Below are 22659 nucleotides of genomic sequence, written 5' to 3'. Positions count from 1 at the left end.
CCGCCACCTCGCTCGGTGCGCGGCGCGACGTGGTCATCACCATTTCGATTCCCGGCGGCGAGGCGCTGGCGCAGAAGACGCTGAACCCGCGGCTCGGCATCGTCGGCGGACTGTCGATCCTCGGCACCACGGGGATCGTCGTTCCGTTCAGCTGTGCGGCCTGGATCCACTCGATCTACCGTGGCATCGACGTCGCGCGCGCGAGCGGACTGCCGCATGTCGCCGGCGCCACCGGCAGCACGTCCGAGAAGGCCGTGCAGCAGTTCTACCAGCTGCCCGATGCGGCGCTGATCGACATGGGTGATTTCGCCGGCGGCATGCTCAAATATCTGCGCCGGCACCCGGTCGCACGCGTCACGGTGGCCGGTGGTTTCGCCAAGATGACCAAGTTGGGCCAAGGTCTGCTCGACCTGCATTCGCGCGCCGGCGAGGTCGATCTCGGCTGGCTCGCCGACACGCTGCATGAGGCTGATGCCCCCGACGCGCTGGTCACGACGGCGCGCGGCGCCAACACGGCGCTGCAGGTGCTGCAGGATTGCGAACGCGCGGGCTTCCCGGCCGGACAAGTGGTGGCGGATGCGGCCTGGGAGACCGCGCGACGTGCGCTCGGCGACAACAACATCGCGCTCGACATCGCCGTCTTCGACCGGGAGGGCCGGCTGGTCGGGCTGAGTGATGGAGCGGCTCATTCGCCTCTCCCGCGAAAGCGGCGCTGATAGTCGGCATCATACAGCGCGCTGTTGCGAAAATCCTCGGCGCCGAGCGCGCGCCCGACCAGAATCAGCGCGGTCCGCTCCAGGCCGGCGGTCGCGGCGCGCTCGACAATCGTCGCCAAGGTCGCCGTGATGATCTGCTGGTCCGGCCAGCTCGCGCGATACACGATCGCGACCGGACAGTCCTCGCCGTAATGGGGCCGGAGCTCGGCGACGACCTTGTCCAGCACATGGATCGAGAGATGGATGGCGAGCGTCGCCCGCGATTGCGCGAACAGCGACAGCTGCTCGGTCTCGGGCATCGCCGAGGCCCGGCCGGAGGTCCGCGTCAGCACCACCGATTGGGCCAGCCCCGGCAGAGTCAGCTCGCGGCCGAGCGCCGCCGCCGCCGCCGAGAATGACGGCACGCCCGGCGTTACCGTGTACGGGATCTTCAGCGCGTCGAGGCGACGCAGCTGCTCGCCGAGCGCGCTCCAGATCGAGAGATCTCCCGAATGCAGCCGCGCGACGTCCACGCCGGCATCGGTGGCCCGCGCCATCTCGGCGATGATCTCGTCGAGCGCCAGCGGCGCGGTATCGACGATCCGCGCCCCCGGCGGGCAGTGATCGAGCAACGCCGTCGGCACCAGCGAGCCCGCATAGAGACACACCGGGCAGCGCGCGATCAGGTCGCGGCCGCGCACCGTGATCAGATCCGGCGCGCCCGGCCCGGCGCCGATGAAGTGCACCGTCATCGCTCGTCCTCCGGCACGCCCTCGCCTTGCGCCACCGCGCAAGTCGCCGCTCCCTGCGCAAGCCGCGGCACGACCAGGCGCGCATTGCGGCCGGCGGCCGCGAGCGCTGCGGTCTCGGCGACCGACGGAACACCCTTGAGGCGCTGGACGAGGTCGCTCCGCGTGAACGCGCGATCCGCGACGGAAGCGAGTTCATCTTGCGTCACACCGAGCAGCGGGCGGCCAAGCCGCTTCGCCGCCGCGATCAAACCAGGTTCATGCATCTTGTCGCGCGCCGTCGCCACGACAGCGATGTCGCTCGCTGCAAGCTTCGCGACGCTCAGCGCCTGTGCGATGACGCGCTCGATCGCATCAAGGCTGGCATCGCGACGGCAGCCGATCCCGAGCGCAATCATGGCTTGTTCACCCGCCACTGCGTCACCGGCATCGCCTGCCGCCAGCCATGCATGCGGCCGACCGGCTCGATGCGCGACACGGCGATCCGGACCAGCTCGCCGCCATGACGGCCGAACAGATCGATTAGCCGTGCCTCGCCTTCGAGCGAGATGATGTTGGCGACCACGCGGCCGCCGGGCTTCAGCCGCGACCACGCCGCCTCGAACACGCCTGCCTCCGAGATGCCCCCGCCGATGAAGATCGCGTCCGGCGATTCCAGTTCCGCCAGCACCGCCGGTGCGCGTCCGATTGCGATCTTCAGGTCTGGCGCACCAAGAGCGAGCGCGTTGCGCATGGCGCGGTCGGCGCGATCCTGCCGCGCCTCGATGCCGATGGCGCGCAGCGAGCCGTGCCGCAGCAGCCATTCGATCGCGACCGAGCCGGATCCCAGGCCGACGTCCCACAGCAGCTCGCCCGGCATCGGCGCGAGCGCCGACAGCGTCGCGGCGCGAACGTCGCGCTTGGTGATCTGGCCGTCATGCTCGAACAGATCGTCGGCGAGGCCCGATGTCAGCGGAATCACCGGCGCACCGGGCTCGGCCACGACCTCGAGCGCCAGCGTGGTCAGCGGATGAATGTCGGACAGGTCGAACGCGCCGGCCGTCGCGCTGCGCACCCGCTCCTGCGGGCCGCCCATCGCTTCCAACACGGTCAGGCGCGAACGGCCCATGCGGCGCGCGCTCAGCAGCGCCGCGAGCTTGGCGGCGGTCGATCCATCCCAGGCCAGCGCGAGGATCCGCGCGCCCGGCGCGAGATGACGAATGATGCCTTCGAGCGCACGGCCATGCAGCGTCACCTGGGCGACGTCCTGCAGCGGCCAGCCTAGGCGCGCTGCGGCGAGACTGAAGGCCGAGGCATGCGGCAGGCAGAGCATCTCCGCCGGCGCGAAGCGCTGCATCAACTGCTTGCCGACGCCGTAGTTGAAAGGATCGCCGCTGGCCAGCACCACCACGGACTGTCCCTTGCGCGCTGCGATCTGCTCGAAGGCGAGATGCAGCGGGCTCGGCCACGCCACCCGCTCGGATCTGATCAGCGGCGCTGCAAGCTCGAGATGGCGTGCACCGCCGACCACCAGCGCCGCCTGCGCGATGAGTTGGCGCGCCTGCGCGCCGAGGCCATCGACGCCGTCCTCGCCGATCCCGATGATGGACAGCCAGCGCGGCACGTTGCAAGTTGCGTCCGGATTCACCATGGACCCTGCCCCGCATGCGCATTCTCATTCTCGGCGGAACGACCGAGGCGTCCGAGCTGGCGCAGCTCCTGGCTGCCGACAGCCGGTTCGACGCGACGCTGTCGCTCGCCGGCCGCACGGCCTCGCCACGGCCGCAGCCGCTGCCGACCCGCATCGGCGGCTTCGGCGGCATCGCGGGACTGGAAGCATGGCTGCGCGATCACGCGATCGATGCCCTGATCGACGCGACGCATCCTTACGCCGATCAGATCTCGCGACACGCCGTCGCGGCCTGCAGCACGCTGTCGCTGCCGCTGGCCTCGATCCGGCGCGCAGCATGGCAACGCCAGAGCGGTGACAATTGGATCGTGGTCGACAGTGCGGAGACCGCGGCCGCAGTGCTCGGCTCCGAGGCGTCGCGCGTGTTCCTCAGTCTCGGCCGGCTCGAGCTCGCGGCCTTCGCTGCGGCTCCGCAGCATCACTACATCGCGCGCACGATCGACCCGCCCGGCGACATCGCGCTGCCGCCCGACATCCGCTTCGTCAGGGATCGCGGACCGTTCGACGACGCCAAGGAGCAAGCCTTCCTTTCCGAGGAAGGCATCGCCGTCGTCGTCTCGAAGAACTCCGGCGGAGCGGCGACCTATCCGAAGATCGCCGCGGCGCGACGACTCGGCATTCCCGTCGTGATGATCGCGCGGCCCGACAAGCCGCAGGGCGTCGCGCTGGACAGCGCGCGGGCCGCGCTGCTGTGGCTCGAAACGCAGCTCGCTCATCGCCCTGCTCCGGCCTCACGGCGCAGCGTATAGACGAACGGCGACTTGCCATGACGAGCGATCAGGCGCGTCGCTGTCGATCCGATCAAGACGAGCGTGCGCATATCCGCCTTGGCGGGGTCGACCTCAGCCAGCGATGTGATGATCGCGCCGACATCGCCGCTGCCCGCGGCGCGCACCAGCGCGACGATGGTCGTCGGCGGCTTGATCCGCCGCAGCAGGGCGAAGGCCTCGCCGAGTTGATGCGGCCGCGCCTTGGAGATCGGGTTGTAGAGCGCGATCACGAAATCGGCGCCTGCCGCGGCTTCGAGACGGCGCTGGATGGTCGCCCAGCTCTTGAGATTGTCGGACAGCGAGATCGCGCAGAAATCGCCGCCCAGCGGCGCGCCGACCTCGGCCGCGGCGGCGAGCATGGCCGTCACACCCGGCTCGACGCGGATGTCGAGATCGCGCCAATCCGGCGGGCCTGCCTCGACCGCCTCGAACACCGCGGCCGCCATCGCGAACACGCCGGGATCGCCGCCCGACACCACGGCGACATGCCGGCCATCGCTCGCGAGCTGCAGCGCGTGACGGGCCCGATCGAGCTCGACGCGGTTGTCGCTGGCATGGCGAAGCTGCCCGGCACGAAGCGTCGTGACCCTGTCGAGGTAAGGGCCGTAGCCGATCAGATCCGTCGCCCTTGCGATCGCAGCCGACGCCGCCGGCGTGATCAGCTCGGGCGCGCCGGGGCCGACGCCGACGATGGTGAGCGTGCCCGTCACAGCCGGCGCCCCTGGCCGGGGATCAGGATCATCGAGAAATACGGTCCGCGCTCCTGTTCGACCTCGGCGAGCCGCGCGACGCGCTGCGCCTCCATCGTTCCGCGCTCGACATAGAGCGCACGATCGAGCAGTCCAGCGCGAGCGATCGCGCGCTTCACCTTGGTGAGGTTGCGCCCCACCTTCATGATGACGGCAGCCTCGCAGCGCGTCAGCCGATCGTGCAGCACGTCCTCGGCCAGCGTGCCGGGCAGCACAGAGAGAATGTCGTCGCCCCAGGTGATCGGCACGTTGGCCTTGGTCCAGCACCCGGACATGCCGGTGACGCCGGGAACGACCTCGACAGGATGATCCTGCTCGAGCCGCCGCCACATGTGCATGAACGAGCCGTAGAAGAACGGATCGCCTTCGGACAGCAGGCCGACCGAGCGCCCAGCAGCCAGATGCGCGGCGATGCTGCCGGCGGCGCGCTGATAGAAGTCGCCGATCTGGGCCTGATAGGACGCATCGGCGACCGGCACCTCCTCGGTCACAGGATATTCCAGCCGCAGCTCGTGACGGCCGGCCTGCATCAGCGGCGCGACGATCCGCCGTGCATTACCCTCCATGCCGCGCTTGGCAAAGAACGCGACGACGTCGACGGAGCGGATCAGCCCCGCCGCGCGCAGCGTCAGATAGCGCACATCGCCGGGACCGACGCCGATGCCGTAGAGCGTCCTGGGCTCGGCGCTGCCGGCGATGGTGTCGAGCAGGCTCATTCGACGTCGCTCGCGATCGCGTTCACGGCGGCAACGGCCATGGCGCTGCCGCCCTTGCGGCCCTTCACGATCAGATACGGCACCCGGCCGTCGGCCGCGAGCGCTTCCTTGGATTCCCGCGCGCCGACGAAGCCGACCGCGGTTCCGATCACCGCCGCCGGCTGCGGCGCGCCCTGATCGAGCATGTCGAGCAGATGGAACAGCGAGGTCGGTGCGTTGCCGATCGCGACCAGCGCGCCTTCGAGATGCGGCCGCCACAGTTCCAGCGCCGCGGCCGAGCGCGTGGTGCCGAGCCGTGCGGCGAGAGCCGGCACACCGGGCGCATCGAGCGTGCAGATGATCTCATTGCTGGCCGGCAGCCGGGCGCGCGTGATGCCTTGCGCGACCATCTTGGCATCGCACAGGATCGGGGCGCCGCGATCGAGCGCCGCGCGCGCCGCAGCGGCGAAATGCTCGGAGATCTCGATGTCGGAGGTGATCTCCACCATGCCGCAGGCATGGATGATGCGGACCGCGATCTTCTCGGCGAGCCCCTGGAAGCGCGACAGGTCGGCTTCGGCGCGGATCGTCGCGAACGAGCGGCGATAGATCTCCGCACCATCCTTGATGTAGTCGCGCAGATCAGACATGGACGCTCTCTCGCGCTTGAAACAGCCCCTGGCTGGTAATCCCGATATCGGCCGGATCGAGAGCACCGCAGGGCGCGCTTTTCGGAGTGCCTTTGCGCACGACACGATAGCGGTCCGCATCGCCGACCAGCACGACGTCCGCAGCCGCCGACCGCGCGCATCCCTTGGCGCAGCCGGACACGTGCAGCGTGCCCGGAAACTGCGTGCGTGCGATGTCGGCCGCCAGCACGCGGGCATGCTGCCGCGTCGCCAATCGCGTCGCGGGACAGCCGCCGGCACCCGTGCAGGCATCGATGCGCAGCAAGGGATCGGCGTCGTCGACAATGAGGCCAAGCTCCGCTGCATCGGCCGCGAGCCGTCCGGCAACATCACGGCCGGCAGCGGCATACAACGTGCGCCAGGGCGACAGGCGAACCTCGGAAACATCCGAGGCGGCCAGCAACGCAGCCAGCCGCTCGAGCGCCGCGCTATCGATGCGACCGAACGGGGCACCAAGACCAACGCCGCAAGTCTCATCCGTCAGGCTGATCGCGCCGCGACGTGGCCGCGACATGGCCACCGATGGCGTCGACGTCTCATTGGATCTATCAAGCCCAAGCTCGGTCGACAGGGCGGCGATCGCCTGCGGCGGGAGCGCCGCGGCGCGCCTGGTGGGACTGTGCTGCAGCACCCATCGCGCAACGTTCGCCGCGACGGCCGCGGCATCCGAAACGGCGACGAGTCCGAGCCACGTGATTGCATCTGCGCCGGCAAGCCCCACGGCGATCCGACGCCGCTCATCGACGGAGCGGGCCGCCAGACGCACATCCGCAGCCAGCTCGGTCAGCGGCAACCTGCCGCCGCCATCCAGTGCGAAGCCGAACTTGGCCGGCAGCGCCCACAGCGCCTTGTCAGCCGCGAGCTGCAGTTCCAACGCCGCCGCGACCGGTCGCATGTCGATGACCTCCGCCGGATCGAGACCCGCCAGAGGATTGACCGCGATGTTGCGGATCGCCTCCGCCTCGGCGCTGTCGTCGAGCAGCGCGAGCGAGGTCATCAGCTCCCACAATGGCGCCAGCGTTTCCGGCGACACGCCCCGGATCTGCAGGTTGGCGCGGCGGGTGAGATCGATCTGGCCGTTGCCGAAGCGCGACGCGGCCTCGGCCAGCGCGTGCAAGGCGGCCACCGTCAGCGCGCCGCCATGCGGACGCACGCGCACGATCAGCCCGTCGCCGCTCAGCATCGGCCGACGCGCGCCCGGACACCAGCCCTTGATATCGATCGCGCCACTCACGGCACCGTCTCCGTCCGTGCCAGGCGCGCGCGGGCGGCCGCCAGCTCGTCGGCGACCGCATTCCGGCGCGGCACCCATAGCCGTCTCTTCAGCACATCCTCGAAGCGCGAGACAATGGCGGCCACCGCCGCGGGGTTCCGGTCGATCATGGCCTCGAACACTGCCCCGTCGCGCAGCAGCGCCCCATGCGCCAGATCAAACAGATGCTCCGGCACCGTGTCCGACGTCGAAGCGAAGGCATAGAGCGCATCGACGCCCTGCGCGATCTCCGCGACGCCGCGATGGCCATGGCCAAGCATGCCCGCGAGCCAGCGTGGATTGGTCAGGCGGCCGCGCACCACGCGAGCAATCTCCTCGCTGAAGCTGCGCGCCCTCGGCTGGTCGGGCCGGCTGGTGTCGAGATGCAGCAATGCGGGCGAGGCGCCGAGCGCTGCGGCCGCGGCGGCGAAGCCGCCGGCGAAATCGGCGACCTCCTCTCCGTCGAGCAGGTCGCGCTCGCGATCGTCCTGCGTATGCACCAGCGCATCGGCGCCGCGCACGCGGGCGCGAAACGCATCGGCGGCCGGGGCGTGGTCATGCGCTCCGCCGAAGCTGTAGCCCGTGCCATCGAGATAGGCCTCGCCGAGCTCTGCGCGGCTATCCCAGGCCATTCCGAGCGCGAGATCGGCGGCGACGGCGCCATAGCTGCCGGGCGCGCCGCCGAACACGCGCGCGAGGCTTTCGCCGCGGCGTCGCGCAGCAGCCAGCGGATTATCGGCGTCGTCCTCGTCGCGCGCGGCCACCGTCTGCACGGCGAGATCAAACAGTGCGATCTGCGCTTCGAACAGATCGCGGAACAGGCCGGAGATCCGCAACGTCGCGTCGATGCGCGGACGGCCGAGCACCGCCAGCGGCAGCACCTCGATGCCCGTCACGCGATTGGAATTGTGGTCCCAGCGCGGCCGCGCGCCGAGATAGGCCAGTGCCTGGGCGAGATCATCGCCACCGGTCCGCAGCGACGCCGAGGCCCAGAGATCGAGCATCAGCGCCCGCGGATAGTCGCCATGCTCCTGCAGATAGCGCCGGATGACTTCATCGGCTGCGCGCGCGCCGACGATCACCGCGGTGCGCGTCGGAATGGCGCGCGGGTCGATCGCGGTCAGATTGCGTCCCGTGGGCAGCACGTCGAGCCGGCCGCGGCTCGGCGCGCCGGCCGGACCGGCTGCCACGCGGCGGCCATCGAGCGCAGCCAGCAATGCGTGGCTCTCGGCCGCAGCGCTCGTGCGGATTCGCGCTTCCACAACAGCACGCTCAACAGCGCCGTCCGCGGCCGCGACGATCGCATCGCTGAGCAGCGCGTTGGCGGCTGCATCGGGCGCCTGGCCGAACACGTGCAGGCGGTCGCGCACCGCGAGCTCCTTGATGTCGCACAATTGCGCATCGAGCTGCGCAATCGCCTCGCGGCCGCTCATGCTGCGGTCGAGTCCGCAATCCGCGGCGAGGCCGCTCTGCCAGGCGCGCGCGATGATCTCGTCTTCAAGCAATCTCAGGCGGCGCTTGTCGAGGCCGTCGGCCTCGGCATATTCCTCGACCAGCCCTTCCAGCTCGCGCAGCGGACCGTGCAGGCCGGCGTGCGACAGCGGCGGCGTCAAGTGGCCGAGCGTCAGCGCCGCCAGCCGCCGCTTGGCCTGCATCGCCTCGCCCGGATTGTTGACGATGAACGGATAGATCACCGGCAGCGGACCGAGCACGGCCTCGGGCCAGCAATCCCGCGACAGCGCCAGGGCCTTGCCCGGCAGCCATTCCAGCGTGCCATGGGCGCCGAGATGGATCAGCGCATCGATCTTCTCGACCTCGCGCAGATGCGCATAGAGCGCGACATAGGCGTGCCGCGGTGGGACGGACGTGTCGTGATAGCCGGATTTGCGATCGGCGCGGCTGCCGCGATCCGGCTGCAGCAGGATCGACAGCCTGCCGGCGCGCAGCACGGGAAAGCGGAATGCGCCGTCGCGGAACGCCGGATCGGCATCCGCCGCGCCCCAATTGTCCTGCAAGGCGCGCTGCAGATCGTCGGACAGCCGCACCAGCTGGCCCTGATAGTCCGCAAGCGGCACGACGAGCTCACCGGCCTCATCGCGCAGCAGCGCCTCGACGTCGGCCGCGGTCGGCGACACCCCACCGAGATCATAGCCCGCCTCCGCCACGAGCGCCGCGATGGCAGCCGCGCTCGCGCTCGTGTCGAGACCGACCGCATAGCCGCGCCGGCCGCCGCGCGCCGGATAGTCGGACAGCATCAGCGCGACGCGGCGCTCGCTCGGCGGCAGCGTCCGCAAGCGCGCCCATCGCGCCGCGAGCTGCGCGACATAGGCGATGCGATCGGGCTGCGGCACATGGCGCATCGCGCCGAACTGCAGGCGTTCGTCCACCGCCGCCTCGCCCTTGAAGGCGATGGTCCGCGCCAGCAGACGTCCGTCGAGCTCGGGCAGCACGACGTTCATGGCGAGATCGGTCGGCGACAGGCCGCGCGATGACGACGCCCAGGCGTCCTCGCTGCTCTGCGCCTGGATGATCTGCAGCACCGGCGCGTCGGCGACGTCCAGCACGGTGCTGCCGTCCTCGCGCAACGCCGAGAACGCGGTCGCGTTGAGAATGATCGCGGGACGCCGGTGGTCGATCAGACGCGACAGCGGCGCAACGATCGACGGGTCCTTCAGGCTCGTCACCGCCACCGCAACGGCCGCGAGCCCTTCGCGCTCCAGCGCCCGCATCAGCGCCGCAACACCGGCCGTATCGGCGGCGAGCAGGCTGGCGCGGTAGAACGTGATCAAAGCCGCCGGCCGCGCATCATCCGGCCGGCAGAGCTCGTCGATGGACACAGCGCCGCGATCGGGCACGAAGCCGACCAGCGAGCCGATCGCCACCGGCTGCACGACAGGCAGGTCGCGGCCGAGCAGCGTCGCGAGGTAGCGCAGGCATTCGCGCGCATTGCCGACGCCGCCCTCGTGCAGATAGCCGTAGAGCTGGGATGTGACCTGCGGCGGCAAGGTCGACAGCGCATCGAGCCGGTCATCGGCGCGATCATCGCCCGGCAGAGCCGCGAACAAAATGTTACGGCTGCGGCACACCGCGGCGATCCGCTCCATCCCGTAGCGCCAATAGTCGAGGCCGCCGAGGCAGCGCACGACGACGGCGCGCGCGCCGAGCACGACGCGGTCGATGTAGAGATCGACCGACATCGGGTGCTTCAGCCGCTTCAGGCTGGCGAGGCGCAGGCTGGGCAACTCCGCCGCGCCTGCGCTCCAGGCCTCCGCCAGCGCGGAAAGATCGCTGTCGGAGAACGACAGCACGACGACCTCCGCCGGCGACTGCGCGAGATCCACGGCCTGTTCGAGGTCGTCGAGGTCAGCGCCGGATGTCGCCAGGAGGTGCATCGCCCTCGCCTAGCCCGCGATCAGGCTTCTGATCGCGGCCGCGTCGAGGCCGCGCTCGCCGATGACCACGAGCCGGCCCTGCCGCGATTCGCCGGCGCGCCATGGACGCTCGAACTGATGCTGGATGCGGCTGCCGACGGCCTGCACCAGCAGGCGCAGCGGCTTGCCCGCGACTTCCACAAAACCCTTCACACGCAGCACGTCATGCGCATCGACGGCGGCGGCGATGCGATCGACCAGCGCGTCGGGCGAGGTCTGCGCCGGCACGTCGAGCACGAAGCTCTCGAAATCGTCGTGATCGTGCTCGGCCTCATTGTCATGGTGCGACGGGCGCGCCGCGAGGTCGTCCTCCGCGGCCGCACCAAGTCCGAGCAGAACGGAGGCCGAGAGCTGGCCATGCTCCGTCGCGATCACCTTGACCGCGCGCTGCACTTTCGCCGCGATCTCGGAGGCGACCGCCTTGCGCTCCTCGTCGCTCATGAGGTCGCTCTTGTTCATGACCACGAGATCGGCGCACAGCAGCTGATCCTCGTAGACCTCCTCGAGCGGGTTGTCGTGATCGAGCGAATCGTCAGCCGCGCGCTGCGCCGCAAGCGCCTCGGGGTCATCGGCGAAGCGGCCCGCCACGACGGCTGGGCCATCGACCACGGCGACGACGCCGTCGACCGTGACGCGCGTCGCGATCTCCGGCCAGTTGAACGCCTGCACCAGCGGCTTCGGCAGCGCCAGCCCCGAGGTCTCGATCACGATGTGCTCGGGCGGCTCCTTCTGGTCGAGCAGGCTCTTCAGCGCCGGAACGAAATCGTCGGCGACGGTGCAGCACAGGCAGCCATTGGAGAGCTCGACGATGCGATCCTCCGGGCAGTCCGGCACGCCGCAGCCTTTCAGGATGTCGCCGTCGATGCCGACGTCGCCGAACTCGTTGACGATGATCGCGAGCCGCCGGCCATTCGCGGTCTCGATCAGGTTGCGCACCAGCGTGGTCTTGCCGGCACCGAGAAAGCCGGTGACGATGGTGCAAGGAGTCTTGGCGAATGATGTCGTCATGGCAGCGGGATCTCTGTTGTCAGCGAAGCGCCGGCAGCGCGGGCACGCGCGCGACGGTGTTCTTGCGGATGTATTCGGGACGCTCGCGCCAGGCCGGCAGTCCGGCCTCGTGATTCCGATGCAGCCGCGCGAACGTCAGGATGTCCTGCGCATGCACATCCGGATCGAGCGCGCCGAGGACATAGGTCCATTTGCCGGGCGCGGTCACCGCGACGGTGCAGGCGCGATTGCAGTTGGACAGACATTCGACGCCGACCACGGCGACGCCTTCGCGCTGCTCGTCCGGCATCGCTTCGATCGCGGTGAGCAGACGCGCGCCGGCCCGCGGCTGGTCAGGCAGCGACACGTCCGCTACCTGCGAGCGGCAAGTGACGCAGACGAACAGGGTCGTCGCGCCATTCTCCAATGAAGTCATCACTCAGCCGATCACGCCGACGGCCGTCGCTGCGGCGACGCCGCCCACCAGCACGATGGCCGCGCCCGCAACCCGCACCGCGAGCGGCGCCAACGCATCGGCCTTGGCCGACAGCAGTTTCGTCCCGAGGAAGGCGCCGGCGGCGATGGCGGTCTGGATCACCAGCAGGCCCGCGAGATAGGCGCCGAGCGGCGTGGTCTCGGCGCCGACGATCGACTCGCCCAGCGCATAGCCATGGAAAACACCCGTCAGCGCGAACAGGCCCGCGATCGGCAGCACGCCGAGGCGGCCGCGCATCACCACTGCGAGACCAATGAGAGCGGTCGAGAGACCGACCAGCAGCTCGGCGGCCGGGATGTTCGCTTTTGCCAGATGCAGACCGACACCCGCGATCATCGCCGTCGTGAAGGCCAGCACCGGCGCGAAGCCGCGACCGAGCAGAGCCGCGATGATGCCGGCGCCGAGGATCGCCGCCAGATGATCGAGGCCGATGACAGGATGGCCGAGGCCCGACAGCAGCCCCTGCGCAAAGGTCTGCGGCAGCTTGCCACCCATCATGTGATGGGCAAACGCCGGTTGAGCCGCGAGCAGGAGCACGCTCGCAATGGCGAAAGTCGTGGCACGGGTGAACTTCATGGCCGTCTCCGTCGCTTGCCGGCTCCCCCAGAGGACCGGACGATGCGCTGCACCCGACGGCATCCCGCCAATTCCTCGGCGGGATCAGAACCAGCATCGCGACTCCCCGCGCGACGGGTCGGCCAACAGCAATGTCGACGGCAGGTCTCCTGGCTTTCGGGTCGCTGCGTGAGACCACCTTCCCGGTTTCCCAGTGGTGTCTTGGCCTCACACTCGCCGATTACAGTTGCGGGGGCAGCCACGGCCTGGGGTCCGAGGACCCGCACCGTGTTCCCTAAATCTCTCCTTTCGGAGAACCGTCATCTGTTAGATACGGGGCGGGCCAAAGCCCGTCAATCGGAATCGTCCCCATGCCCCCTGCCCCGCCCCCCGCATTGCCGCGCCTGACCCTGGTGCTCGGCGGCGCGCGCTCGGGCAAGAGCCGCCACGCGGAAGCGCTGGTCACCGCCCTCGCGCCGCCCTGGATCTATGTTGCGACCGCGCAGGCGTTCGACGACGAGATGACCGAGCGCATCGCTCATCACAGGGCGCGCCGCGCCGCGGGATGGCAGACGCTGGAGACGACGCGCGATCTCGCCGGCCTCATCCGTGCCCACGCCGACTCGCAGGCGCCCATGCTGATCGACTGCCTGACGCTGTGGCTCAGCAATGTGATGCTCGCCGACATGAACGTTCCGCAAGCCTGCACCGAGTTGATCGACGCGCTCAGCACCGCACGCGGGCCGATCGTCGCCGTGTCCAACGAGGTCGGTCTCGGCATCGTGCCGGACAACGCGCTGGCGCGTGCATTTCGAGACGCGCAGGGGCGGCTGAACCAGGACGTGGCGGCGTTGGCGGATCGCGTGATTCTGATGGCGGCCGGTCTGCCGCTCAGCCTGAAATGACGAAGAGGACGAACCGATGACCGACAGCGCCGATGATGCCCGCCACAAGGCCAAGATGGAGAACCGCAAGGCGGTGCAGGATGCCGAGGTCGCCTCCAAGACGGTCGAAAAGGGCCTGCTGATCGTCCACACCGGCAAGGGCAAGGGCAAATCGACCGCCGCCTGGGGCCTGATGCTGCGCGCGCTCGGCCGCGGCTTCCGCATCGGCGTGGTGCAGTTCGGCAAGGGCGCCTGGGAAACCGGCGAACGCAAGGCGATCGCGGCCTTCGGCGATCAGGTGTCCTGGCATACCCTGGGCGAAGGCTTCACCTGGGAAACGCAGGACCGCGCGCGCGACATCGCAGCCGCCGAACGGGCCTGGGCGAAGGCGAAGGAGTTGATGGCCGATCCGTCGATCCGGCTCGTGGTCCTCGACGAACTGAATATCGCGCTGCGCTACGATCATCTGCCGATCGCTGACGTCGTCGCAACGCTGGCCGCGCGCCGCCCCGATCTGCACGTCGTCGTCACCGGGCGCAATGCCAAGCCGGACCTGATCGAGGCGGCCGATCTCGTCACCGAGATGAACCTGGTCAAGCATCACTTCGCCGCCGGCGTGAAGGCGCAGGAAGGCATCGAGTTCTAGCTCATGCCCGCACGCGCGATCATGTTCCAGGGCACCGGCTCCGACGTCGGCAAGTCGCTGATCGTCGCTGGCCTTGCGCGCGCGCTGACCTTGCGCGGATTGAAGGTGGCGCCGTTCAAGCCGCAGAACATGTCGAACAACGCCGCCGTCACCGCCGACGGCGGCGAGATCGGCCGCGCCCAGGCGCTACAGGCGCGCGCGGCGCGCCGGCCGATGACGGCGCACATGAACCCGGTGCTGTTGAAGCCGCAGAGCGAGATCGGCTCGCAGGTTGTGGTGCAGGGCCGCGTGATCGGCAACGCCAAGGCGTCGGCCTATCAGGCGATGAAGCCGCAGCTCATGGCAGCCGTGCTGGACAGCTTCCATCACCTCGCCGCTGACGCCGATATCGTCCTGGTCGAAGGCGCGGGATCGGCGTCGGAGATCAATCTGCGCGCCGGCGACATCGCCAATATGGGCTTTGCGCAGGCGACGCAGATTCCGGTCGTGTTGATCGGCGACATCGACCGCGGCGGCGTCATCGCGAGCCTCGTCGGCACCAAGGCGGTGCTCGCACCTGAGGATGCCGCGCTCATCGCGGGCTTCCTCGTCAACCGGTTTCGCGGCGATCCGGCGCTGTTCGCAGCCGGCATGAGCGAGATCGCGGCACGCACCGGATGGACGTCGCTCGGACTCATCCCGCATTTTCCGGATGCAAGGCGTCTGCCCGCGGAGGATGCGCTCGGGCTGCCGGAACATGGCGCTGCCGGCGGACAGCGCCCGAAGGTCGTCGTGCTCGCCTATCCCCGCATCTCCAACTTCGACGAGTTCGATCCGCTGCGGCTCGAGGACGGCATCGACCTGCACTTCCTGCGGCCGGGCTCGCCGATCCCAGGCGACGCCGCGATCGTCATCCTGCCCGGCTCGAAGGCGACCATCGCCGATCTCGCGGACTTGCGCGCGGCCGGCTGGGACATCGATCTCCTGGCGCATCAGCGCCGCGGCGGCCGCGTGCTCGGCATCTGCGGCGGCTACCAGATGCTCGGGCGCGCGATCAGCGATCCCGACGGCCGGGAAGGCGCGCCGGCTTCGGTCGCCGGGCTTGGCCTGCTCGACGTCGAAACCACCCTGACCGAGGACAAGGCGCTGCGCGAGGTCCATGGCACGCTCACCGAGGATCAGATCCCGTTCCGCGGCTACGAGATGCATATCGGCCGCACCGACGGGCCGGCCGCGCAGGCTCCCTTTGTCACCTTCGCCGATGGCCGACGCGATGGCGCGGTCGCGCGCGGCGGCCAGATCGCCGGCTGCTACGTGCACGGCCTGTTCGCCGATGACGGCCTGCGCGCGCATTGGCTGCGAAGTCTCGGGGCCGAGACGAATGGGCTGGCGTATGAGAGCGACGTCGAGGCGACCCTGGATGGAGTGGCCGCGCATCTCGAGCGCCATGTCGACATCGACAGCATTCTCGCGCTCGCGGCTGAGCCGTCGCGCCGTCTGCCGTCTACAGGACCTTGACCAGGAAGATGATCGCCACGAACAGCGCCTGGATCAGACAGGCGAACCGGTAGAGCCGCAAGGCGCGCCGAATGTCCGACGCGTTCAGATTGGCGCGTCCGTCGCCCATCCAGGCATCGGTCACGAGATGCCCATGATAGACGCGCGGCCCGGCGAGGCGCAGCCCGAGCGCCCCAGCCATCGCAGCCTCAGGCCAGCCGGCATTCGGCGAGCGATGGTTGGCAGCATCGCGCGCGACCGCATGCAGCGCCGCTGACGAGGATGCGCCGGGAACGAGACGCGCGGCCGCCGCGATCCACACCGCCGACAGGCGCGACGCCGGCAGGTTGATCAGGTCATCGAGCCGCGCCGCCGCCCAGCCGAACGCACGGTGGCGATCGGACAGATGGCCGATCATGCTGTCGGCGGTGTTCACCGCCTTGTAGATCAGGATGCCGGGAAGGCCGCCCATGAACAGCCAGAACAACGGCGCGACGACGCCATCAGAAAAATTCTCGGCGAGACTCTCGATCGCGGCACGCGACACGCCGGGTTCATCAAGTCGCTCCGGATCGCGCCCGACGATCATCGCCACGGCGCGGCGGCCACCGTCGAGCCCGCTCGTCTCCAATCCTTCCGCGATCGCAGCGACATGCATGTCGAGACTGCGTTGCGCCAGCAGGCTGCTCGCCACGACGCCGAGGATGATCGTTGCGGCGACGTCGCCGAGAACCGCCGTGAAGAGCCACGTCGCAGCCAGGCCGATGGCAGCCATCCCGGCCACGAGCAGGACCACGAGCGCGACGCCGTACGCTTGGCGCATGGCGAAGCTGTCGCCGTCCCCGTTCCAGCAGCGGTCGGCCCATGCTATCAGCGCGCCCATCCACATCACGGGATGGCCGATCCGCTGCACCAGGATTTGAGGGTAACCAGCGGCCGCCTCGATGAGGAGCGCCGTGAGCGCGAGTGAGACGAACATCGATCTCCGCTAAGGGATGGACATGGACCAGAGAGCGACTAGCACGCACATGGATCAGCCGGAAGCGATCGTTCACGGCGGCGATCTCGATGCGATCAGCCGTCGCTATCCCGATGCGCCGCGCCCCTGGATCGACCTGTCCACCGGCATCAACCCGGTCCCCTACCCCTTGCCCGAGATCCCGTCGACAGGCTGGGCGCGATTGCCCAGCAAGTCCGAGGAGCGCGCGCTGCAGGCTGCGGCCGCGGCGCGCTACGGCGTGCCGGAGCCGACGACGATCGTTGCCGCGCCGGGCACCCAGGCGCTGCTGCAGATCATGCCGAGGCTGCGCCCGCGCTCGAGCGTGGCCGTGCTCGCGCCCACCTATGAGGAGCACGCACTGTGCTGGCGTCGCGGCGGCCATCGGGTCGAACTGGTCGATGATCTCGATGCGCTCGCCAAGGCCGACGTCGCGGTGATCGTGAATCCCAACAATCCGACCGGCCGTTTGCTGCCGCGCGAGGCGCTTCTCCGCGTGGCTTCGACCTTGCGCCGGCGCGACGGGCTTTTGATCGTCGACGAAGCGTTCGTCGACCTTTATCCCGCCGATGCAAGCCTCGCCGCCGATCTTCCGCCAGCCACGATCGTGCTGCGCTCCTTCGGCAAGATCTATGGCCTCGCCGGGATCCGCCTGGGGTTTGCGATCGGCTGCGAAGACATCATACGGGACATCCGCGAAGAGCTCGGGCCGTGGGCAGTTTCAGGACCCGCACTGACGGTCGGAACGGCTGCACTGGCCGACGACAAATGGCTGCACCAGACACGCGCGCGCCTGGTCGAGGATTGCGCGCGCATCGACACGCTGTTGTCCAACGCCGGCTGCACAGCCATCGGCGGCACGCCGCTGTTCCGGCTGGTCGCATCGGCTAAGGCGGGAAACATCGCCGCGCGGCTGGCGCGTCACGGCATCCACGTCAGACGCTTCCCCACGCAGCCGAGCTGGCTGCGTTTCGGCCTGCCGGGCGCCGAAGCTGAATGGCGGCGCCTCGCGGAGGCGCTGGGCGACGCGCCCTAGCCCAGCACGCAGGCGGCGAGCAGCAGCGTCTCCGTCACCTCGATGCTGGCGCCATGGCAGTCGCCGGTGATGCCGCCGAGCCGCCATTGCCAGTAGAAGGCGATCGCGGGGATGAGCAGAATGGCCAGCAATGTGGGGACTGCGCCCGCGAGCGCGCCGACGGCCAGCACAACGCCCCAACCGACAATGAGATTCCAGCCGACGCCAATGCCGACGCTGGCGCCGAGGCCGGGCTTCAATGACAGCAGCGTCTTGGTGCAGACCAGCGTGCCGAGCCGCGCCCAGGCCGGGATGAGCACAAGCGCCCAGGCTGTCGGGCCCGTCGCCAGCTCCGCGATCAGCACCAGCTTCGCTGCAATCTGCAGCGCGATCGCGACGACGGCGAAGCTGCCGGCATGGGGATCGCCGAGCACGGCGATGAAGCGTTCCGGTTTGCCATGCGCGGCGCCGAACGCATCGGCGACATCGCCGAGCCCATCGAGATGCAGCGCGCCGGTGATCCAGATCCAGCCGACGAGCACGGCGAGCGCGACGATCCATGGATCGGCGTTCTGAAATACCCGCGCGAGGACAGCGAGACAGACGCCGATCACCAGCCCCGCGGCGGGAAACCACACCGACGCCCGCGCGAGATCGTCGGGCCGGGACTCCGCCACGCGCGGCGTCGGCAGACGCGTCAGGAACTGCAGGGCGATCCAGAATTCACGCAAACTCATGGCTGGATGATCTCGATGATTTCGGCCCACGGCGCGCCATCCGCGCCCCGCCCGGATTCGAGCGCGATGCGGGTGCCGGGATGAATGCGCAGGCTCCACAGCTGATGCAAGGGCCAGCCGAGCAGATGCGCCAGCGCGGCGCGGATCGCGCCGCCATGCGTGACGACCAGGACCGGCGCAGGCTCCGGCGTCGCGAGGATGCGGTCGGTCGCGCGCGACACCCGGGATTGCAGATCGGCCCAGCTCTCGCCGTCGGGCGCCGAGACGACAGGATCTGTGTAGAAGGCGTCGAGCAAGGCGGCCTGCTCCGGTTCGTTCACGATGTCGCTGCGCTTACGTCCGTCCCATCGTCCGAAATGCAGTTCGCTCCAATCTTGATCGATCTGCAGCGCGCAGCCGGTCTGCTGCGCATAAGCCTCAGCTGCCGCCCGCGCGCGCCCCAGCGGCGAACTGACGACGCGCGGCCAGATCCGGCTCTGTGTCTGCCGCCGGAATTGCTCCCACCCGGCCTCGGTCAGCGGCGGATCGGTGCGGCCGTCGAGATGGCCGTCGCGCCCGGTGGTGCCATGCCGCAGCAGGTCGAGCCGCATCAGGCCTCGCGCCCGGAGATGGCGGCCTCCGCGAAGGTCGCCATGCCGTTGTGAAGCGCGCAGGCGAGCCGGAGGATCGGCAGCGCGGTGGCGGCCCCCGAGGCTTCGCCGAGCCGGAGATCGAGATCGATCAGCGGACGCGCGCCGAGCGCCTCCAGCACCAGCGCATGGCCACGTTCGGCCGAGCGATGCGAGAACAGCAGCCAGGGCCGGCAGGACGGATTGAGCCTCGTCGCCACCAGCGCCGCCACCGAGACGATGAAGCCGTCGACCAGCACCGGCCAGCGCCGCTGCGCGGCGGCGATGATCGCGCCGGCCATCGCGACGATCTCGAGGCCGCCGACGGCGGCCAGAACTTCCGCAACGGGTGTCGCCGCTGTCAGGCCATGGCGCGTCAGCGCATAGCCAATCGCCGCGGCCTTGCGCGCCCGCCCGTCCGCATCGAGACCCGTACCGCTGCCGACGATGTCGGCGGGCGCACACGGCAGCAGCGCCGCCGCGATCGCCGCCGCCGAGGTCGTGTTGCCGATCCCCATCTCGCCGAAGATCACCAGATCAGGCGCGTGGTCTGCCTGCCGCGCCACGGCCCGCCGCCCGGCGTCGCAGGCAAAGGCCACCTCTTCCGGTGTCAGCGCCTGCTGCACACTGAAATCGCGCGTGCCGCGCCGCGGCTTGTCGCTGATCACACCGCGCACCGGTCCATCGGCCAGCGTGCCGACGTCGACCACCTCCAGCGGACAGCCGAGGCTGCGCGCCAGCACCGAGATCGCCGCACCGCCTGCGGCGAAGTTATGGAGCATCTGCACCGTGACCTCGGGCGGATAGGCCGAAACGCCCTGGGCCGCGATACCGTGATCGCCGGCGAACAGCACCACCGGAACCCGGTCGGCCCCCGGCCGCTCCGCCGCCTGCAGCGCCGCCAGTTCGACCGCGACCTCCTCCAGCCGCCCCAGCGCGCCGAGCGGCTTGGTCAGCTGCGCCTGGCGCGCCAGGGCCGATTCGCGGTGCGCCTCGGACGGCGCCGCACAGTCCAGATTGATCCAGTCGGGAAGCACGGTCTGTCCTTTTGGCATTGCTCGAATCTCGGACGATTGCCACCGTCGCTCCACCAAGACAAGCGGGGGTCGGCGATCGTGGCCCAGGAGGCAGGATCTGGCCGGTCCCTTGGTGGCCTGGATCGAGGGCTTGGCCGTCATCCAACTGTCATCGAACGCGTTGACAGCTTGCTGCCCCACCCAGCCGAAAGACGCCCATGGATTACTTCCGCCGCTTCACCTTCCTGTTCGCCGCGCCCGTCTTCGAGACCGATGACCTCGCCGGCGTCCGCTTCAACCAGATCATCGAGGAGATCCAGCGCTCCGGCTTCGAGGTCGTCCGTGCCCGCAAGCTGGAGGACGCCGAGATCGCGGTGCAGACGGATGCGGCGATCGGCTGCATGGTGGTGGACTGGGGCAAGAAGGGGCTGGAGGGCAAGACGGCGTCGCTGATCAATCTGATGCGCCGCCGCGGCCTGGACTTTCCGATCATCCTGCTGATCCGCCGCAAGCGGTTCGAGGACCTGCCGGTCGAGGTGCTCGACTTCATCGACGGCTACGTCTTCCTCTCCGAGGAGACGCCGGCGTTCATCGCCAAGAACCTGATCAGCCGGCTCAAGCAATATGCCGAGACGCTCAAGACGCCGTTCTTCGGCACGCTGGTCGACTATGCCGAGGAAGGCAACCAGCTCTGGACCTGCCCCGGCCACAATGGCGGCGTGTTCTACAGCCGCAGCCCGATCGGCCGGATCTTCGTCGAGCATCTCGGCGAGGCCGTATTCCGCGACGACCTCGACAATTCCGTGCTCGACCTCGGCGATCTCCTCACCCATGAGGGCCCGGCGCTGCGGGCGCAGAAGGAGGCGGCGCAGATTTTTGGCGCCGAGAAGACCTATTTCGTGCTCAACGGCACCTCGACCTCCAACAAGGTTGTGCTCGGCGCGCTCGTCACCGACGGCGACCTCGTGCTGTTCGACCGCAACAACCACAAGGCCGCCCATCACGGCGCCCTGCTGATCTCCGGCGGAATCCCGGTCTATGTGCCCACCGTCCGCAACGCCTGGGGCCTGATCGGGCCGATGCGCTGGGACCTGCTCGACGAGGAGCAGCTTCGGCAGCAGATCCGCAACAATCCGCTGGTCAAGGATCCCGACGCCTGGCGCAAGGAGCGGCCGTTCCGCGTCGCCGTGGTCGAGCAGTGCACCTATGACGGCACGATCCACAGCGCGGAGATGATCCTCAAGCGCATCGGGCACCTCTGCGACTACATCATGTTCGACGAGGCCTGGGCCGGCTTCATGAAGTTCCACCCGCTCTATGCCGGCCGCTTCGCCATGGGGCTCTCCGAGCTCGGCCCCGACGCCCCCGGCATCATTGCGACCCAGTCGACCCACAAGCAGCTCGCGAGCTTCTCGCAGGCCTCGCAGATCCACATCAAGGACCGCCACATCAAGGGCCAGCGCCGCCGCGTCGAGCACCGCCGCTTCAACGAAAGCTTCATGCAGCACGCCTCGACCTCGCCGTTCTATCCGCTGTTCGCCTCGCTCGACGTCGGCGCGCAGATGATGAAGGGCCGCTCGGGCGAGGTGCTGTGGGACGACACGATCCGGCTCGGCATCGAATTGCGCAAGAAGATCCGGGCGATGCGCCGGGAATTCGACGAGAAGGAGAAGGATCCGGCGCGGCGCTGGTTCTTCGAGCCGTTCGTGCCGGACCGGGTCTCGATCCCCGATGCCGCGAGCCCCGGCGGCCGGCACGATGTCGCCTGGGAGGCGATCTCGACCGACCAGCTCGCCACCGACGCCACGCTCTGGCAGCTCGCGCCCGGCGAGGCCTGGCACGGCTTCCCGGATCTGGCGCCCGGCTTCGCCATGACCGATCCGAACAAGCTGACCCTGCTCACCCCCGGCTTCGACCGCGCCACCGGCGGCTATGCCGAGCACGGCATTCCGGCGCCGGTCGTGGCGCAATATCTGCGCGAGAACCGCATCGTCGCCGAGAAGAACGACCTCAACTCGCTGCTCTTCCTGCTCACGCCGGGCGTCGAGGCCAGCAAGGCCGGCACCCTGATCAGCGGCCTCGTCGCCTTCAAGCGGCTGCACGACGACAACGTGCTGCTGGAGGATGCCATCCCCGAGTTCACCCGCAAGCGCTTCGCTCGCTATGGCAAGACCCGGCTGCGCGACCTCTGCGGCGAGATGCACCGCTTCTACCGCCAGGCCGAGGTGAGCGCGCTGCAGGCCAGGCAGTTCCAGCCACAGCATCTGCCGGAGATCGCGCTGTCGCCGCGCGAGGCGGCGCGCGCGCTGATGCGCAACGAGGTCGATTACCTCCCGATCGACCAGATCGCCGGCCGCATCGCGACCACGCCCTTCGTGGTCTATCCGCCGGGGATCGCCACCATCGTGCCGGGCGAGCGGCTGTCCGAGCGCGCCAGGCCGATGATCGATTACCTCAAGATGTTCGAGCGGGCGTTCAACACGTTTCCGGGCTTCGACGTCGAGATTCAGGGATTGTATAAGGAGATCGACGAGTCTGGGCGG

General features: G+C 69.3%; 22 protein-coding genes and 1 riboswitch. Of the genes, 7 read left to right on the top strand and 15 right to left on the bottom strand.

All coding sequences use genetic code 11. From position 1 onward, the window contains the following. Positions 1–716, top strand: a 716-nt coding sequence (gene cbiD, locus BRAS3809_RS02015) for a cobalt-precorrin-5B (C(1))-methyltransferase CbiD (protein WP_035655025.1), incomplete at its 5' end; no start/stop codon positions are given. Here the strand turns inward: cbiD and cobM are convergent. From cobM to BRAS3809_RS02000, 3 genes are read right to left on the bottom strand one after another with little or no spacing between them, the layout of a single operon-like run. Next, positions 686–1447 carry a precorrin-4 C(11)-methyltransferase gene (cobM, locus tag BRAS3809_RS02010; protein WP_008960432.1) on the bottom strand — a complete coding sequence of 254 codons (762 nt, stop codon included), beginning with the start codon at positions 1445–1447 and terminating at the stop codon, positions 686–688. The genes cbiD and cobM overlap by 31 nt on opposite strands. Continuing rightward, on the bottom strand, positions 1444–1842 hold the full coding sequence (locus BRAS3809_RS02005) for a cobalamin biosynthesis protein (RefSeq protein WP_035655023.1): 399 nt from the start codon (positions 1840–1842) through the stop codon (positions 1444–1446). The genes cobM and BRAS3809_RS02005 overlap by 4 nt, the downstream gene beginning before the upstream one ends. Further along, complete coding sequence (locus tag BRAS3809_RS02000; protein WP_035655022.1) at positions 1839–3074, bottom strand: bifunctional cobalt-precorrin-7 (C(5))-methyltransferase/cobalt-precorrin-6B (C(15))-methyltransferase; 1236 nt, start codon at positions 3072–3074, stop codon at positions 1839–1841. Before BRAS3809_RS02000 ends, BRAS3809_RS02005 begins: the two co-directional genes overlap by 4 nt. A 14-nt stretch (positions 3075–3088) precedes the next feature. Here BRAS3809_RS02000 and BRAS3809_RS01995 point away from each other — a divergent pair, with 14 nt between their 5' ends. Next, positions 3089–3862, top strand: coding sequence for a cobalt-precorrin-6A reductase (locus BRAS3809_RS01995; protein WP_008960429.1), 774 nt, complete (start codon positions 3089–3091; stop codon positions 3860–3862). Here BRAS3809_RS01995 and cobJ read toward each other — a convergent pair. From cobJ to BRAS3809_RS01955, 8 genes are read right to left on the bottom strand one after another with little or no spacing between them, the layout of a single operon-like run. Beyond that, positions 3826–4593 carry a precorrin-3B C(17)-methyltransferase gene (gene cobJ / locus BRAS3809_RS01990; protein WP_008960428.1) on the bottom strand — a complete coding sequence of 256 codons (768 nt, stop codon included), beginning with the start codon at positions 4591–4593 and terminating at the stop codon, positions 3826–3828. The two genes, BRAS3809_RS01995 and cobJ, sit on opposite strands and share 37 nt — an antisense overlap. After that, positions 4590–5348 carry a precorrin-2 C(20)-methyltransferase gene (locus BRAS3809_RS01985; RefSeq protein ID WP_008960427.1) on the bottom strand — a complete coding sequence of 253 codons (759 nt, stop codon included), beginning with the start codon at positions 5346–5348 and terminating at the stop codon, positions 4590–4592. The genes cobJ and BRAS3809_RS01985 overlap by 4 nt, the downstream gene beginning before the upstream one ends. Next, positions 5345–5977, bottom strand: coding sequence for a precorrin-8X methylmutase (locus BRAS3809_RS01980; RefSeq protein WP_008960426.1), 633 nt, complete (start codon positions 5975–5977; stop codon positions 5345–5347). Before BRAS3809_RS01980 ends, BRAS3809_RS01985 begins: the two co-directional genes overlap by 4 nt. After that, the gene (gene cobG / locus BRAS3809_RS01975; RefSeq protein ID WP_008960425.1) at positions 5970–7250 is read right to left on the bottom strand and encodes a precorrin-3B synthase; all 1281 of its coding nucleotides are present in this window, start codon (positions 7248–7250) and stop codon (positions 5970–5972) included. Before cobG ends, BRAS3809_RS01980 begins: the two co-directional genes overlap by 8 nt. After that, a complete protein-coding gene (gene cobN / locus BRAS3809_RS01970) occupies positions 7247–10660 on the bottom strand; it encodes a cobaltochelatase subunit CobN (protein ID WP_008960424.1) in 3414 nt (1137 codons plus the stop codon). The genes cobG and cobN overlap by 4 nt, the downstream gene beginning before the upstream one ends. A 9-nt stretch (positions 10661–10669) precedes the next feature. Then, on the bottom strand, positions 10670–11707 hold the full coding sequence (gene cobW, locus BRAS3809_RS01965; protein ID WP_008960423.1) for a cobalamin biosynthesis protein CobW: 1038 nt from the start codon (positions 11705–11707) through the stop codon (positions 10670–10672). A 19-nt stretch (positions 11708–11726) separates the two neighbouring features. Next, a complete protein-coding gene (locus BRAS3809_RS01960; RefSeq protein ID WP_008960422.1) occupies positions 11727–12122 on the bottom strand; it encodes a DUF1636 domain-containing protein in 396 nt (131 codons plus the stop codon). A 3-nt stretch (positions 12123–12125) separates the two neighbouring features. Continuing rightward, positions 12126–12758, bottom strand: a complete 633-nt coding sequence (locus BRAS3809_RS01955) for a HupE/UreJ family protein (protein ID WP_008960421.1) — start codon at positions 12756–12758, stop codon at positions 12126–12128. A gap of 122 nt (positions 12759–12880) precedes the next feature. Beyond that, a riboswitch (cobalamin riboswitch) is annotated at positions 12881–13074 on the bottom strand. A gap of 34 nt (positions 13075–13108) precedes the next feature. On the opposite strand from BRAS3809_RS01955, the gene cobU reads away from it, so the two are divergent. From cobU to BRAS3809_RS01940, 3 genes are read left to right on the top strand one after another with little or no spacing between them, the layout of a single operon-like run. Then, a complete protein-coding gene (gene cobU, locus BRAS3809_RS01950) occupies positions 13109–13642 on the top strand; it encodes a bifunctional adenosylcobinamide kinase/adenosylcobinamide-phosphate guanylyltransferase (RefSeq protein WP_035655020.1) in 534 nt (177 codons plus the stop codon). A gap of 16 nt (positions 13643–13658) precedes the next feature. Beyond that, positions 13659–14267 (top strand): cob(I)yrinic acid a,c-diamide adenosyltransferase, encoded by a 609-nt coding sequence (gene cobO, locus BRAS3809_RS01945; RefSeq protein ID WP_008960419.1) that lies wholly within the window; start codon positions 13659–13661, stop codon positions 14265–14267. A 3-nt stretch (positions 14268–14270) separates the two neighbouring features. Next, positions 14271–15764 (top strand): cobyric acid synthase, encoded by a 1494-nt coding sequence (locus BRAS3809_RS01940; protein ID WP_008960418.1) that lies wholly within the window; start codon positions 14271–14273, stop codon positions 15762–15764. Here BRAS3809_RS01940 and cbiB read toward each other — a convergent pair. Further along, entirely contained in the window at positions 15751–16722 is a 972-nt protein-coding gene (gene cbiB / locus BRAS3809_RS01935; RefSeq protein WP_008960417.1) for an adenosylcobinamide-phosphate synthase CbiB, read from the bottom strand. The two genes, BRAS3809_RS01940 and cbiB, sit on opposite strands and share 14 nt — an antisense overlap. Before the next feature lie 22 nt (positions 16723–16744). Here cbiB and cobD point away from each other — a divergent pair, with 22 nt between their 5' ends. After that, positions 16745–17776 carry a threonine-phosphate decarboxylase CobD gene (cobD, locus tag BRAS3809_RS01930; RefSeq protein WP_008960416.1) on the top strand — a complete coding sequence of 344 codons (1032 nt, stop codon included), beginning with the start codon at positions 16745–16747 and terminating at the stop codon, positions 17774–17776. Here cobD and cobS read toward each other — a convergent pair. The 3 genes from cobS to cobT are packed head-to-tail and all read right to left on the bottom strand — an operon-like array spanning position 17773 to position 20137. Further along, positions 17773–18492 carry an adenosylcobinamide-GDP ribazoletransferase gene (gene cobS / locus BRAS3809_RS01925; RefSeq protein ID WP_008960415.1) on the bottom strand — a complete coding sequence of 240 codons (720 nt, stop codon included), beginning with the start codon at positions 18490–18492 and terminating at the stop codon, positions 17773–17775. The two genes, cobD and cobS, sit on opposite strands and share 4 nt — an antisense overlap. After that, the gene (locus tag BRAS3809_RS01920) at positions 18489–19082 is read right to left on the bottom strand and encodes a histidine phosphatase family protein (RefSeq protein WP_008960414.1); all 594 of its coding nucleotides are present in this window, start codon (positions 19080–19082) and stop codon (positions 18489–18491) included. Before BRAS3809_RS01920 ends, cobS begins: the two co-directional genes overlap by 4 nt. Continuing rightward, on the bottom strand, positions 19082–20137 hold the full coding sequence (cobT, locus tag BRAS3809_RS01915; RefSeq protein WP_008960413.1) for a nicotinate-nucleotide--dimethylbenzimidazole phosphoribosyltransferase: 1056 nt from the start codon (positions 20135–20137) through the stop codon (positions 19082–19084). The genes BRAS3809_RS01920 and cobT overlap by 1 nt, the downstream gene beginning before the upstream one ends. Before the next feature lie 197 nt (positions 20138–20334). On the opposite strand from cobT, the gene BRAS3809_RS01910 reads away from it, so the two are divergent. Then, positions 20335–22659: Orn/Lys/Arg family decarboxylase (locus BRAS3809_RS01910; RefSeq protein WP_035655019.1), on the top strand; the 2325-nt coding region annotated here is incomplete at its 3' end.

It is taken from the genome of Bradyrhizobium sp. STM 3809 (genome assembly GCF_000239795.1).
In the GTDB taxonomy this organism is placed as follows: Bacteria; Pseudomonadota; Alphaproteobacteria; order Rhizobiales; family Xanthobacteraceae; genus Bradyrhizobium.
The sequence above is the reverse complement of the archived record's forward strand: the minus strand, read 5'-3'. Positions and strand labels throughout refer to the sequence as shown.